At 45.0% G+C, this 13,585-nt stretch carries 15 protein-coding genes and 1 pseudogene; 14 read left to right on the top strand and 2 right to left on the bottom strand.

The annotated features are described in order from the left end of the window. Window positions 1–4: 4 nt before the first annotated feature. Together gpsB and ACQKD4_RS07390 are read left to right on the top strand one after the other, a co-directional pair. Window positions 5–301, top strand: coding sequence for a cell division regulator GpsB (gpsB, locus tag ACQKD4_RS07395; protein WP_214691933.1), 297 nt, complete (start codon window positions 5–7; stop codon window positions 299–301). Between the two features lie 19 nt (window positions 302–320). Then, window positions 321–896, top strand: a complete 576-nt coding sequence (locus ACQKD4_RS07390; protein ID WP_214691935.1) for an NERD domain-containing protein — start codon at window positions 321–323, stop codon at window positions 894–896. 33 nt (window positions 897–929) lie between these two features. Here the strand turns inward: ACQKD4_RS07390 and ACQKD4_RS07385 are convergent, their stop codons facing one another. Next, window positions 930–1,217: a hypothetical protein gene (locus ACQKD4_RS07385; RefSeq protein WP_427372943.1), complete on the bottom strand. Its 288-nt coding sequence runs from the start codon at window positions 1,215–1,217 to the stop codon at window positions 930–932. Window positions 1,218–1,312: 95 nt separating this feature from the next. Here ACQKD4_RS07385 and ACQKD4_RS07380 point away from each other — a divergent pair, with 95 nt between their 5' ends. Then, entirely contained in the window at window positions 1,313–1,564 is a 252-nt protein-coding gene (locus ACQKD4_RS07380; protein WP_214691944.1) for a hypothetical protein, read from the top strand. Between the two features lie 50 nt (window positions 1,565–1,614). Here the strand turns inward: ACQKD4_RS07380 and ACQKD4_RS07375 are convergent, their stop codons facing one another. Beyond that, complete coding sequence (locus ACQKD4_RS07375) at window positions 1,615–3,153, bottom strand: FAD-dependent monooxygenase (RefSeq protein WP_427372941.1); 1,539 nt, start codon at window positions 3,151–3,153, stop codon at window positions 1,615–1,617. A 112-nt stretch (window positions 3,154–3,265) separates the two neighbouring features. Here ACQKD4_RS07375 and ACQKD4_RS07370 point away from each other — a divergent pair, with 112 nt between their 5' ends. The 11 genes and pseudogenes from ACQKD4_RS07370 to ACQKD4_RS07320 all read left to right on the top strand — a co-directional run bounded on the left by ACQKD4_RS07370 (window position 3,266) and on the right by ACQKD4_RS07320 (window position 13,573). Next, entirely contained in the window at window positions 3,266–3,889 is a 624-nt protein-coding gene (locus ACQKD4_RS07370) for an NUDIX hydrolase (protein WP_353047389.1), read from the top strand. Window positions 3,890–3,929: 40 nt separating this feature from the next. Next, on the top strand, window positions 3,930–4,130 hold the full coding sequence (locus tag ACQKD4_RS07365) for a DUF2187 family protein (RefSeq protein ID WP_012726121.1): 201 nt from the start codon (window positions 3,930–3,932) through the stop codon (window positions 4,128–4,130). Between the two features lie 17 nt (window positions 4,131–4,147). Continuing rightward, entirely contained in the window at window positions 4,148–5,332 is a 1,185-nt protein-coding gene (locus ACQKD4_RS07360) for a DUF2157 domain-containing protein (RefSeq protein WP_427372940.1), read from the top strand. Then, window positions 5,329–5,781: a GDYXXLXY domain-containing protein gene (locus ACQKD4_RS07355; protein WP_427372939.1), complete on the top strand. Its 453-nt coding sequence runs from the start codon at window positions 5,329–5,331 to the stop codon at window positions 5,779–5,781. Before ACQKD4_RS07360 ends, ACQKD4_RS07355 begins: the two co-directional genes overlap by 4 nt. Window positions 5,782–6,019: 238 nt before the next feature. Further along, complete coding sequence (locus ACQKD4_RS07350; protein ID WP_427372938.1) at window positions 6,020–6,757, top strand: 3D domain-containing protein; 738 nt, start codon at window positions 6,020–6,022, stop codon at window positions 6,755–6,757. Window positions 6,758–6,863: 106 nt separating this feature from the next. Further along, window positions 6,864–7,580, top strand: a pseudogene (locus ACQKD4_RS07345) (ABC transporter ATP-binding protein); the annotation flags it as partial. Window positions 7,581–7,590: 10 nt separating this feature from the next. After that, entirely contained in the window at window positions 7,591–9,096 is a 1,506-nt protein-coding gene (locus ACQKD4_RS07340; protein ID WP_214691955.1) for an ABC transporter permease/substrate-binding protein, read from the top strand. Beyond that, window positions 9,093–9,965 carry a diacylglycerol/lipid kinase family protein gene (locus ACQKD4_RS07335; RefSeq protein WP_427372937.1) on the top strand — a complete coding sequence of 291 codons (873 nt, stop codon included), beginning with the start codon at window positions 9,093–9,095 and terminating at the stop codon, window positions 9,963–9,965. The genes ACQKD4_RS07340 and ACQKD4_RS07335 overlap by 4 nt, the downstream gene beginning before the upstream one ends. A 122-nt stretch (window positions 9,966–10,087) precedes the next feature. After that, window positions 10,088–11,440 (top strand): sodium-dependent transporter, encoded by a 1,353-nt coding sequence (locus tag ACQKD4_RS07330; RefSeq protein ID WP_427372936.1) that lies wholly within the window; start codon window positions 10,088–10,090, stop codon window positions 11,438–11,440. Between the two features lie 197 nt (window positions 11,441–11,637). Next, window positions 11,638–12,360 carry a 5-bromo-4-chloroindolyl phosphate hydrolysis family protein gene (locus ACQKD4_RS07325; protein ID WP_214691961.1) on the top strand — a complete coding sequence of 241 codons (723 nt, stop codon included), beginning with the start codon at window positions 11,638–11,640 and terminating at the stop codon, window positions 12,358–12,360. Then, on the top strand, window positions 12,344–13,573 hold the full coding sequence (locus ACQKD4_RS07320) for a toxic anion resistance protein (RefSeq protein ID WP_074034586.1): 1,230 nt from the start codon (window positions 12,344–12,346) through the stop codon (window positions 13,571–13,573). The genes ACQKD4_RS07325 and ACQKD4_RS07320 overlap by 17 nt, the downstream gene beginning before the upstream one ends. Window positions 13,574–13,585: the final 12 nt, after the last annotated feature.

Genomic DNA, 13,585 nt, shown 5'->3' with positions numbered 1-13,585 from the left:
TACAATGCAAACCGAATTAACGGCAGAGGCAATTTATAAACAAGAATTTAAAACGGCATTACGAGGCTACTCGCAAGAAGAAGTCGATCAATTTTTAGATGTCGTCATCCGCGATTATGAAAAGATGGCGAAAGAAATCGAACGGCTTCAGAAAGAAAATGATTCATTGCGTCGCGAATCGGCACCAGTGGCAGAACCTACAAAACCAGCGCAACCCGTTGCGTCGAACTATGATATGTTACGTCGCATTTCAAATCTTGAAAAAGCAGTCTTCGGAAAGCAAGTGGGACCAAGCGAATAAGGAATAGGGGGTGGAGTGAATGTTGCAAGTGTTAACGGCTACGGAGAAACAACCCGTTAAACAACAAACAAGAAAGCTGTTTCGAACGAAAGAAGAAGTGATGAAAGCACCGACAAGCTATACAGATCATCTCGTCGAAAACATCAGGCACACCTGTCGATTTGATTGGATGATGATTGAACAAGTCGAGTTTGGCGAGGATCTCGTACATTACGTGCTCGTCGGACCGAAAGGTGTATTCTTGATTCAATTGAATCGAACTCCAGCCCCTGTCCATTTAACAAATCGCGAGTGTCGGACGGAGACGTCTATGGGATGGAAGCATATCTACCCACATCCTCTCACGGAGCTAGAGCGAATGACGAAACAAGTGCGGGCACGGTTGAAAAAAGAGTGTGGGCAAGCGATTCCGGTCTATTCTTTCTTAATTTTCCCCGAGACGGAACAGTTGAAGCTTAAGCGGGTCAAGGCAAATTGTGGTGACTCTTTCGCATTCGTCAATCAGGTCATCAGCAAAACAAATCTTGAGACGTTGACAGAACCGCTCGTTAAACAAATCGCCTACTATTGTTCTGAACGACAAGTACATAAATAAGAAGAAGGCCAAATATTGGATTTGGCCTTCTTCTTATTTTAAGAGTTCTCTTGCCTTTGCCGCATCGTCACGATGAACGAACAGTGCGACACGGTCCTCTAAGTTTTTCGCGAGCGGCTTTAATAACTTTCCGGTCGGAAGTCCTTGTTCGATGCGACAAGTGATTCCCTGTTCTGTCAGGTAATGATAGTCACCTAGAAGTTCTTCCCCTTGTTTCCCGAACGCTTCACCGAAGCGAACCCATTTTAAGTTCCGAATCGTCCGAATCGTCACTAAAATGACGAACAAGATGGCAAGCACAATGATGAATAATGTTTCCAACGCATTCAACCCCTTCTTTACACAAGTTTAATAGGGTGGCGAGTTGAAAGCAATATGAACTGAACGTTATACTAAAATGGAAAAGAGGGGATTATATGAAAAAACCGATTCAATCGAGACGAGAGGCTATCTCGCTTCTTGAAGATCAACAAGTTCTCTATATTCGCATTCACAACGGACAAACGGGCATGATTAAGTCAACAGAGGAAGGGATTATCGTCGCTATCCCGAACGAAGAGACGGACAAGATTGACTTTCGCAAGCTAGAAGATATCGAAGCGTTCGAAGCATTCTATGATTTGACGCTCTCAAAACCAGGTATTCTGTATGTAAATGTTGAAGAGTAAATGACATGGAGAGCTTCACCAATTCGGTGAGGCTCTCCATTTATAAACGCTTATGATGGTGGAAGCCAGACAGCCAATTTCTCTTGTAGAGGCTTTAGACGGACGTGATGTTGCTTGTGCAACAAATAACCGTCCGGACGAATGACTAAAATACCACGTTTCATAAACAGGGACTTGGCGAGTTCATTGCCTTGGTCGAAAAATGGACGACTTGTCTTCGACAAGGTGATCGTCTGAAGGAACGAGTGATACTGATTTAAGTATTCATAGATTGACGTCAAATCGCGTTTGCCATCGTCGAATACGAGCACTTGAAAGCGTCCATCGGCAATTTCTGAAATCTTCGTCCGGAACCCATCATCCGTTCGTAAAATTTCAGTCTCCGGGAATATCTTCCCTTCTGCGACGCGACGAAACGGTATTCGTAGCGTTTTCGGATAGGATAGGTGAAGCTGTGAGATCCGTTCCGTGATCTTTTGATTGACGAGATTGACGCGAGTGAAGACATCTGCCCCAATCGCTTGAAACGGTAACAACATCGGCAACGTCGTCTGAAGCATCACTGTCGCGACATTTGTCGTTTGAAGTACATTTTTGGCAACATGCTCACGCTCATTCCGATACGTCGAGACGACTTGATGCGGTGCCCCCGTCTTCAAATGGAGCCATAGTTTCCAGCCCAAGTTGAATGCATCCGCAATCCCGGTATTCATTCCTTGCCCCCCGACCGGTGAATTGATATGTGCGGCATCACCCATTAGATTGACGCGATTATGGATGAACGTATCGACCATCCGGTTATGAACCCGAAAGAGCGAGAACCATTCGACATTGTGTATGTGAACGGGCATATGGCTACGTTGCTCCACGAATTGTTGAAGGTCCGATTCGACGAACGATTCATCGGTCCGTAGGTTTCCTGTGATTCGAATCGTTTCATCTGTGAGTGGAAATACTTCGAGCACCCCTTGGTCTGAGAAGAAAATGTGAACCTCTTCGCGAGAAATCGGCCAATCTGCTTTTAAATCTGCCAATACCCATGCTTCTTTGAAGGACTTCCCACTGAATGGAAGGGCGAGCATTCGACGGATCGAACTATTGGCGCCATCTGCAGCAACGACATATTTGGCTTCGACCGAACGATGAGTTCCGCCTTCGGCAGTCAAATGAGCAATCGTGCGTGAAGGATATTGTGTGATGGAAGAGAGTGATTCTCCGCGCTTCACCGAGTGACCATGTTTTTTTAAAGCATTTTCTAAAATTTCTTCTGTTTCATTTTGACGAAGTAATGTCACGAACGGATAAGGAGTGACAAGTTTTGAAAACTCGAGCTTTGCCGTCCATTGACCTGAGAAGTAGAGATTCCCTCGTTCAATCGTCCGGGCCCGTTCGAGCACTTCTTGAGCGACATCCAAACGAGAAAACACTTCGATTGTCCGCGGTTGGATTCCGATGGCTCGAGAATTATCCGACGGGGTCGTTTTTCGATCGATGATTTGAAATGATACGCCATATCTGGCTAAGGTGAGGCCGAGTGTTAGGCCGGTCGGTCCGGCTCCAACGATTAGTACATCCACTTGTTCGTCCAAAGTGATCAACTCCTATCATTAATAATGATATTTCCGACATTGGCAGCGATTAAACGAAAAGTGGGGTATAGAACGGTATAGGAAATTCGATGACGGAAGGTGAGTGAACAGCGTGCAGCCATGGATCAAAGAAAAGCAAATTCGAGATAGCTTTACAATGGAAGAAGATTATGAGCAGACGGCAGCGGTTTTGATACCGCTCGTTGAAATAGAGAATGAATGGCACGTCGTCTTTGAAGTACGTGCCCACACCATGCGACAGCAGCCTGGAGAGATTTCATTTCCCGGTGGACGACTTGAAAAAGGGGAGACGCCTGTCGAAGCAGCCGTTCGAGAAACATGTGAGGAGCTCGAGCTTGACTCCAATCAAGTCGAAGTCATCGGTAAATTGAGGCCGCTCGCCACGCCCCATCGACAATTGATTTATCCCTTTGTAGGCATGTTGTCGGAGTTGCCGACCGTAAAAGAGACAGATGAGGTCGATCATTTGTTTACGGTACCGGTATCCACCTTGCTCATGATTGACCCGTTTCATGGGGAGATGGAGTGGACGATGAACCCAGATCAAAATATTCCGTTAGACCGATTGGCGAATGCTAAAGCGTACAAAAAACGGGTAATTAAAATGAAAGAACCTTTCTATGAACATGATGACTACATCATTTGGGGACTTACTGGAAAATTTTTGACACAATTTATTCAACGCATAAAAGAAAACGTATTCAAACCGACATAATTTCGTTATAATGATAGAAACAAATTTAGATTGGAAGTGAATGGGTGTGTCTGAAGAGTTCCTCGTAGGTGATATCGTGAAGTCGACTCGTGAAGGATGGGTCGCAGAAGTGACCGCCGTACTGACCAATACTGTAATCGGAGACGTATCGATTATGGAAGAGTTCCAACAGCTTGGACTCGAGTTTGAAAAACAAGTTTTACTAAAATCAGAATTAGAATTGATTGAACGCGCCAGCTGACCTTTTTTCCGAAAGGGATGATTCAGGTGTCCATTGACAAAAAAGTACGTGAATGGCAAGAGGCGGGTTTGTTAGATGAAGCGACCGGTAAAAGACTAGTCGACTATGAACATAAACAACGGGCGGCTAGTGAGCAACATGATCACAAGCCGCCTGTTTTGGTCATTGTCGGTTCAATTTTACTGGCACTCAGTCTATTCAGCTTCGTCGCAGCCAATTGGCAGGCGATTCCCGACCTTTTGAAGATTGGATTATTTCTTATTTTTATGGTTGGATTTTATGTGTTTGCCGAACGGGTCAGATTGAAAACCCCAAGGTACGTGACATTATTACGAGTACTAGGATTCGTCTTTTTTGTGGCGACCATGGCGGTCATCTTTACAACGTATAATCTGTCCGGACAGTTGACGTTTCTATTTTGGATTCTGTTCACAATGGCAGTCCTTCACCGAATCATATATGAGCACATTATCTTTTCGGTGATCTCCGCTATCACCGCATTTATGGCCGTTACGAACAGTTTCGAAAGTCTCGGATTGACGTTGATTGGATTTGCACTCATCGTGACATGGGTATGGTTCCATTTTGTGGAGGAATCGTTAGACCGGACGTTCGCTTGGCTTACCTTTTACGGCATTCTTAATATCTTTGGACAATATGTCGACTATGAAGGTAGACTATGGCCACTTTGGTCTCTTGTTATTCTACATGTGCTGCTTCTCATTTATCGAAAACAAGCTGCATGGCAAGCTGTATATTTGTTCGTCGCAGCCATCCTCTCCATCGGTTATTTAGTGAACGTCACGGAAAGCTGGCTCTCTCAAAGACCGCCTTCGATTATAGAGGCTACGCTTTTATCTATTGCGCTCGTTTCCGTCTACTTGATTCATCGTCGGAGCGATTTGATGTGGGTAAGTTTGCTCGCGGTCATCCCGTTCGCGTTGTTCGAGGACTCTGGTGTTCTTTTGGCGGTATTAATTGAAGTGATTGCATTGGCTTATCTCGTTCGTCAAGATATGACGAGACAACGAACCATCTTTGCCTTCATCTATTTCTTAGTCGTCCAGATGACGATTTATTTCATTTACGTTTGGGACCGTCTCGATATATCTCTCTTCTTCTTGATTGGTGCACTGATCGTCTTTGCGTTGTCACTCGGATTATGGTGGCGTAATCGTACGAGAAGGGATGTGACGACATGAAACGGTTGTCTACGTGGATCATTCCTGCTGTCCAAGTTATGATTGCGATTTTGTTTGTCATTCTTGTTTATGCCATCTCGTGGGTGGGAGAGACATACACCTTCAAGGGTACCTCGTTCGAACCATATGATCCGTATTTTGGGGACTCGATTTATCTTGAATATGATGAATTTGAAGGCCGTCATAATGTGGAGACGGGCACCGTTTATGTCTCGTTCGAACAAGGGGATGATGGATTTGCTGTCATCGACCGAGTTGAGTCAAAACCGTTTTTCGGAGGAGTACGCGCGAACTATTATGACCGTAACCTTAATATAGAAGAAATGGGGTCGTATCGTGTCCCTCTAGATGAAGTGGATAGGGTCGAGGGTGAAAAATCGTTCACAGTGGAAGTCGATGTTGCACCGTGGGGAATGCTCAGATTGCATGATTTAAAGCCAATTGAATAAGTAAACCGCATGACAGGGAGATTACAGGTTTGTTACAAGACTTATTGTAACGAATCTGTAATTTTTTTGTGAAACCTAGTAATAGCAACGTTTTTTGCAATTGTTACAATCTGTAACCACTTTTGAAGTCATATGTCAGGAATGTTTCACTTCGTTGAAATGGCTACTCGAATGTGACGGGTCGTGGTAAATTAACATCTGTTCGTTACATAACGAGAAAGGTGATGACCTTACTACGATGAAATTCATTAAATATATGATTCTATTTGGAACCGCGATGATGGGGATGTTCACATTTGTCGATCAAGCAGATGCTGCTCAGATCGGAATCGGGACAGAACAGAAAATCGTCCAAAATCCTCTTGAACTTGAACGACAAGCGATCGAAGAAGAACGACAAAAAGAAATCGCTCGTCAAAAGAAAATTGCTGAAGAAAAACGCATCGCTGAAGAGAAACGTCTAGAAGCAGAACGTCTCGCTGCTGAAAAAGCGAAAGCAGAAGCGGAAGCAGAAGCGGAAGCAGAGAAAGCAAGACTTGCTAAACTCGAAGCAGAGCGTAAAGCGGAAGAAGCGCGTAAAGAAGCAGAACGTGCGGCAGCACAACAAGCAGCGGCTTCTTCGAGCAAGAAAACCACGGCAACACCGGTGTCTACGTCGCCGAATAAGAAAGTCATTACAGTCGAATCGACAGCATACTCGAATGATGTGGCTGATAACAAGGCGTATGGCGGTCGTGTCTTAACGGCAACCGGTCATGATGTCACAGATTCAATCTATTATAATGGGATGCGAATTATCGCCGTCGATCCGGCCATTATTCCATTAGGTTCTAAAGTCCATATTCAAGGTGTCGGTGACGCGATTGCCCTTGATACAGGCGGCAGAATCAAAGGACATATCGTCGATTTACTCGTCGATTCAAAACAGGATGCCATCCAGTGGGGGCGTCGACATATTCAAGTTACGCTTTATTAATGATGAGGTTCTCCGGAAGGAGAGCCTTTTTTTGTTTAACAAAGCAGAAAATAGGGCAAAATACTATTTGAATTTCCATTTTGGAAATAGTCGAGGAGGGATCAGGTTGATTGAGTTTCGGGATGTGTCAAAACGTTATGAGGACGGGACGTTAGCCGTCAAAGAATTAAGCTTAACAGTGGAAAAAGGAGAAATCTTTGTATTGATCGGACCTTCCGGTTGTGGAAAGACTACAACAATGAAAATGGTGAATCGTTTAATTGATCATACGGATGGAAAGATTCTAATCGATGGAAAAGAAATCTACCAGTTCAATATTTTCGAATTGCGTCGTAACATCGGTTACGTGCTCCAACAAATTGCTTTATTCCCCCATTTGACAGTGGAAGAAAACATTTCTGTCGTACCTGAACTATTAAAATGGAAAAAAGAACGAACAAAAGACCGGGTGACGGAATTGATGAAAATTGCCGGTCTCGATCCAAAACTACGTTCGAAGAAGCCTTCGGAACTATCTGGGGGTCAACAGCAACGTGTGGGTGTATTGCGCGCCTTAGCGGCTGACCCGGACGTCATCCTCATGGATGAACCTTTCTCTGCACTTGACCCGATTAGCCGTGGCCAATTGCAAGATGACATCAAACGATTAAATGATGAACTCGGAAAGACGATTCTGTTTGTCACACACGACATGCAAGAAGCGATGAAGCTCGGGGATCGCATCGCATTGATGAGGGATGGTGAATTAATGTTAGTTGGTACACCTGAGGAGATATTAGCGAGTGAAGACCCATTCGTCTTAGAATTTACACAACGCGGAAGAGGTGAGCTGGATGCTTGAGACGTTCCAAAATAGACAAGGACAGCTTGTCGAGGCACTGATTGAGCACTTACAGCTCTCTGTCGTATCACTTTTGATTGCCGTCTTAATTGCCGTACCATTAGGGATTTGGCTGACGCGTCGCAAGAAAATCGCCGAAACCGCCATTGGTGTCACTGCGATTATTCAAACAATTCCTTCGCTTGCCTTGCTTGGATTGATGATTCCGCTCGTCGGGATCGGGGCATTACCTGCCATCATTGCGCTTGTTTTATATGCGCTCCTACCGATTTTACGAAACACATTCACTGGTTTAAACGAAGTGGACAAATCGTTACTTGAAGCAGCTCGAGCTTGTGGGATGAAACCGAATCAAAGTTTGATGAAAGTCGAACTTCCGCTCGCCCTACCTGTTATCATGGCAGGTATCCGTACAGCGATGGTCCTCATCGTCGGTACGGCGACACTTGCCGCACTCGTCGGGGCAGGCGGACTCGGTACGCTGATCTTGCTCGGGATTAACCGTAACGATAATTACTTAATACTACTGGGTGCCATCCCGGCCGCCATTTTAGCACTACTGTTTGACTTCTTGTTACGTCAGATGGAAGGTGCGACAGCGACCCGTAATAAGACGAAATTGATTGCCGTCTCTACCGTACTCGCCCTCATCATCATCACACCGCTCGCATTTGGTCGTTCGCAAGAGACAGACCTTGTCGTAGCCGGGAAACTCGGTCCAGAGCCAGAAATTCTTATGAATATGTATAAGTTGTTGATTGAAGAAGAAACAGATTTGACTGTATCGGTGAAGCCGAACTTTGGGGAGACGACATTTGTATGGGGCGCCCTCCAATCTGGTGATGTTGACATTTATCCAGAATTCACCGGAACGGCACTCGCGAGTCTCGTCAAGGAGACGCCAGAATCAAATGATGCCCGTGAAGTATATGAACAAGCTAGAGAGGCGCTTGCCGAAGACGGGTACGTCATGCTCGAACCGATGCAGTTTAACAATACGTACGCACTCGCGATTCCACGTGACTATGCCGAGGCAGAAGGTATTTCGGCCATTTCAGATTTACGAAACGTTCAGTCAGATATTAAAGCAGGCTTTACACTTGAATTCACCGACCGTGAAGACGGATATCCAGGACTTCAAAACGAGTACGGTTTTGATTTCCCTTCTGTCGTCTCGATGGAGCAAAAATTACGCTATCGTGCCATTTCACGAGGAGATGTCAATTTAGTAGACGCATATGCAACGGATCCTGATATCGCCGAGAACGACCTTGTCGTTCTAGAAGACGATCGGCAATTCTTCCCGCCATACCAAGGGGCACCGCTCCTGAAGGAAGAGACGCTTGAAGAGTATCCAGAGATTGAGGATGCGCTCAATCAGCTTGCAGGTAAAATCACAGACGAACAAATGTCTGAATTGAACCGTCGTGTGGCGTACGGAAACGAGCGTGCATATGATGTAGCGAAAGACTTCTTAGAACAGGAAGGGTTATTATGAGAGCATTGATTATTTCGAATCCGAAGTCTGGTACGAGCGAAACGATGCTCGGGGAAGTCCTCGGAACGATTGAATCGCTCTATGAAGAAATCATCATCAAGAAGACAAGAGAAATCGGGGACGCACTTCGATTTGCAAAAGAAAGTGGATTGTTCGACCATCTGATTGTCATCGGGGGAGACGGTACACTCAATGAAGTAGTCAATGGGTTGATGACGTTAGAGCTTGAGGAGCGACCGACAGTAGGAATCATTCCTGCAGGGACGTGTAATGACTTCGCACGAGCGCTCGAACTTCCCATTCAACCAACACAAGCCGCGAGCATCATCAAATCGAACCATGAGCAACATGTGGACGTGATTCAAGTAGATGAGATGTATGCCCTCAATTTCGTTGGAGTCGGATTGATTGCAGACACATCACGTCAAATCGACCCGGACGAGAAAGAATCATTAGGTTCAATCGGCTACTTTCTGGCAACCATTCGTCAATTTCGTGAAGCTGACCCGTTTCAGATTCGGTTACGACGAGGAGATGAACTTCTTTACGAAGGAGACGTCAGCTTCTTATATGTAGGGAACGGGAGTTATCTCGGAACCGTACCGACGAAATTGGAGACGCAATCGTTTTCGGATGGTATGTTAGAAGTCGTTCATAGTTCGTCAATTGGATTTCCGATGATTCGACAATTGTTGGCCCAACAGCTCGGTCTTGATCAAAAATCGCCAGAGTGGAACCACTTTCAAACTTCACATGTCGATGTCGAATTGAATGAGGCTCAAATCATCGATATTGACGGTGAACATTTCGAGACCAATCATCTAACGATCCAGATTCGAGAGCGTGCACTCACGTTTTTAACGCCATAAAGCATCAACAGAGAAAAGTATTCAGACTTTTCTCTGTTTTTATGTTGTTCTGACCCTTGAACCGTGTTAGTATTTCACTATTATTATGAAAATGAAATGAAAAACAGGAAGTAGGGGTAATCATGGCGCAAAACTCATTCGCCTCAAAAATTGGATTCATTCTAGCTGCCGCAGGGTCGGCAATCGGTTTAGGTGCGATATGGAAATTTCCATACGTCACTGGAACTAGTGGGGGCGGTGCCTTTTTACTCATGTTTTTGGCGTTCACATTATTACTTGGTCTGCCACTATTGATTGGTGAATTCATCGTTGGACGTTCAACTCAAAAGACGGCACTTCTTGCCTTCAAAAAATTAGGACATGGTCGTTGGAGCATTATCGGTTACTTAGGTGTCATCGCATGTTTCTTGTTGCTTTCCTTCTATAGTGTTATTGGAGGATGGGTCCTTATATATATCGGGCTCGGTTTAAGTGGGACATTAAGTGGTCGTACAGCTGACGAGTTCGGAGATGTATTTGGAAATGTTGTGTCAACACCTGGCATCGCGGTACTCGGACAATTTTTATTCTTGTTGATCACGCTATTGATTGTTTTACGCGGGGTCGAAGCTGGGATTGAACGGATGAGCAAGATTTTAATGCCGCTTTTGTTCATCAGCTTCATTGTACTCGTCGTCCGTTCATTGACACTCGACGGGGCGATGGAAGGGGTTCGCTTCTTCTTACAACCTGACTTCTCTGCATTGACGGGTGAGTCGGTACTATTTGCCCTAGGACAAGCCTTCTTCTCCTTATCGTTAGGGGTAGCGGCGATGTTGACATATGCGTCGTATATTAAGACGAAAGGAACGTTGAACCGTTCTGCGAACATGATTGTTCTCTTGAACATCACGGTTTCACTCTTAGCTGGACTTGCTATTTTCCCGGCAGTCTTCGCTTCAGGACTTGATCCGGCTGAAGGGCCGGCGTTACTGTTCGTTGTATTACCAGCTGTATTTAACCAAGTACCACTTGGCGGGTTCTTCATGGTGTTGTTCTTCCTCTTATTCGCGTTCGCATCGATCACGTCGTCAATCGCGATGTTAGAAGTTGTTGTCGCGGGTGTGACAGATCGGTTGAACGAAAAGAAATCGACTTGGACGAAGAAGCAGGTGACCGTAACGGCAGCCATTCTCGTGTTCGTCGTAGGCGTTCCATCTGCATTGTCATTCGGACTATTGAGTGATTTACAGATTTGGAATGGGCGTACGTTCTTCGATACAATGGATTACCTCGTCAGCTATATTTTGATGCCGGTCGGGGCGCTCTTGACATCGATTTTTGTCGGATACGTCATCGATCAACGTATTTTGAAAGATGAGATTCAAACGTCAGAACCGGGTAAGAAGCTTTATCCGATCTGGCATGCGCTCATTCGCTACGTCATTCCTGTGACAGTAGCCATTGTTATGGTATCAACGTGGGTTACAACATAATGGACAAACCGTAGGCTTAAAGGTCTACGGTTTTTTTCATAGCACAACGGGAAAGAAGTCGATATAGGTATTCGTTTTTACACCTGTGGACGGAGGAAACAACAAATTTTATTATGCTAAAATGATAGGGATGACGAAACTTTTTTTGATAGGTTTCGTAATGTACAATAGAAGTAACATGAGATGAGGTGAAAAGAATGAAAACATGGATGAAATGGGCCCTGACAGGGGCAGTCATATACTTTGCCATCAACGTATTCGATTTCTCCTGGTTATTCATCATAGTAGGGGCGCTCGTCTTGAATGAAGTCTGGTCGACGAACAAGCGCAAAAATCGTCAACGAACACCGACAATGGTCGCGAAACGTGCCAAGAAAAAACTGTTGCTCGATGAGGACGAACCATTCTCAGGTTCAAGAATCCTCAAGCCGATTGAAGAACCCGTCCCGGCGCGTCAATTTGAAGCGACGGACGATTTAGAACTTCAATTTTTGCAACGTACGATTGAACAAGGATATGAAAAGCTGCAACAGATTGACCGCGTCCTTCCTGAAATCAAAGATGTGGAAGTAAGGCGTGAGATGAAAGCTGTCTCCAAAGAAGCACACGAATTGTTCGAAGAACTTTTCGAAAATCCACAAGACGCAAAACATGTTCGAGACTTGTTCACATTCTACTTAGATTCCCTCGTCTCGGTCGTCTTGAAATTTAAAGAACTTGAAGGAAAACGAGTCGTCATTCAAGAAGAGACTCGAGAGCAATTAATCACGAATATGCGACTAATTGTCGATAAATTTAAAGAACAACGCGGACGTCTTCTTGAAGATGACGCCGTAGACTTCGAACGCGAACTGATCATGATGGAGCGAGTCTTATCTGATCAGCCGGAAGGGAGAAAGAAACATGACTTCATCGAATGAAACGAACTGGCAGTCATGGCCGGAAGAAGAGCTGACATCTGATACGAAAACGAAAACAGAAACAGAGGGATTTAGCGACCCATCTGTGGAATGGTCATCTGTTTCACAACCTCACGAAGTACCTGCCATCCAAGCCAAGCCAGACGTGCCTCAAGAGCACCGTGAGCGAATTACACGATTGGCGGAGTCGATTGATATTAAAAAGACAGATTCGGTCATGTTGTTTGGCTCGAACGTTCAACGTGAACTTTCACAATTCTCTGACCAAATTCTGACGGAAGTTCGAATGAAAGATGGCGGGGATGCGGGGAAACTCTTGTCTGACTTAATGCAGAACGTCCGAAAGATGGACCCGGACATGCTTCAACCGGAGAAAAAGAGTTTTATGGACAACATCCCGCTCATCGGTCGTGCAAAGAAGAAAGCCGAAAACTATAAGCTTCAATTCGAAAAAATGAACGTCTATTTGGAAGAGGTCATCCATAACCTCGATCGTGCGAAGTTCGGTCTAATGAAAGACATCACGATGCTCGATCAAATGTATGATAAGAATAAGCGGTATTTCGAAGAGTTGAACGTCTATATCGCTGCGGGTGAAACGAAACTTGATCATGTACGTGAACATGAAATCGCGCCACTTCGTCAAGAAGTCGAAATTTCAAAAGATCAGTCTAAACTTCAACAGTTGAACGATATGATTCAATTGGCAGATCGGTTTGAGAAGAAGCTACACGATTTGAAATTGAGCCGTACCATCAGCCTACAAATGGCGCCACAAATCCGAGTCATCCAACAGAACAACCAAATCCTCGCTGAGAAAATCGAGTCAGCGGTCGTCAATACGATTCCGCTTTGGAAGAACCAAGTCGTTCTCGCGCTCAGTTTGACGCGTCAGAAGACGGCACTTCGTATGCAACAGGACGTGACGAAGACGACCAATCAGTTGCTTGAGCAGAACTCGAAGATGCTCAAAGACTCTTCGATTGAAATCGCTCAAGAAAATGAAAAAGGCATTGTCTCTGTGGAATCCCTAAAAGTCGCCCACGAGAATTTACTCTCGACACTTGATGAAACGTTACGCATTCAACAAGAAGGTAAACAAAAGCGTCGTGACGCTGAACGTGAACTCGACCGGATGGAGCATGAACTCAAAGAGAAAGTCATTGAGATTGCCTCAAAAAATAAAGAACTGCCAAAAGATACAGGATATTAAGAAGGGAAGTCT

This window comes from Exiguobacterium sp. NPDC077395 (assembly GCF_050269125.1).
In the GTDB taxonomy this organism is placed as follows: domain Bacteria; phylum Bacillota; class Bacilli; order Exiguobacteriales; family Exiguobacteriaceae; genus Exiguobacterium; species Exiguobacterium aestuarii_A.
This window is presented reverse-complemented; position numbering and strand designations above follow the sequence as displayed.

Coding starts and splice junctions, on each gene's coding strand:
- ACQKD4_RS07325 (WP_214691961.1), top strand. CDS start 11,638: ATGAAAACATGGATGAAATGGGCCCTGACAGGGGCAGTCATATACTTT.
- ACQKD4_RS07340 (WP_214691955.1), top strand. CDS start 7,591: ATGCTTGAGACGTTCCAAAATAGACAAGGACAGCTTGTCGAGGCACTG.
- ACQKD4_RS07380 (WP_214691944.1), top strand. CDS start 1,313: ATGAAAAAACCGATTCAATCGAGACGAGAGGCTATCTCGCTTCTTGAA.
- ACQKD4_RS07365 (WP_012726121.1), top strand. CDS start 3,930: ATGGGTGTGTCTGAAGAGTTCCTCGTAGGTGATATCGTGAAGTCGACT.
- ACQKD4_RS07355 (WP_427372939.1), top strand. CDS start 5,329: ATGAAACGGTTGTCTACGTGGATCATTCCTGCTGTCCAAGTTATGATT.
- ACQKD4_RS07335 (WP_427372937.1), top strand. CDS start 9,093: ATGAGAGCATTGATTATTTCGAATCCGAAGTCTGGTACGAGCGAAACG.
- gpsB (WP_214691933.1), top strand. CDS start 5: ATGCAAACCGAATTAACGGCAGAGGCAATTTATAAACAAGAATTTAAA.
- ACQKD4_RS07350 (WP_427372938.1), top strand. CDS start 6,020: ATGAAATTCATTAAATATATGATTCTATTTGGAACCGCGATGATGGGG.
- ACQKD4_RS07320 (WP_074034586.1), top strand. CDS start 12,344: ATGACTTCATCGAATGAAACGAACTGGCAGTCATGGCCGGAAGAAGAG.
- ACQKD4_RS07330 (WP_427372936.1), top strand. CDS start 10,088: ATGGCGCAAAACTCATTCGCCTCAAAAATTGGATTCATTCTAGCTGCC.
- ACQKD4_RS07360 (WP_427372940.1), top strand. CDS start 4,148: ATGATTCAGGTGTCCATTGACAAAAAAGTACGTGAATGGCAAGAGGCG.
- ACQKD4_RS07390 (WP_214691935.1), top strand. CDS start 321: ATGTTGCAAGTGTTAACGGCTACGGAGAAACAACCCGTTAAACAACAA.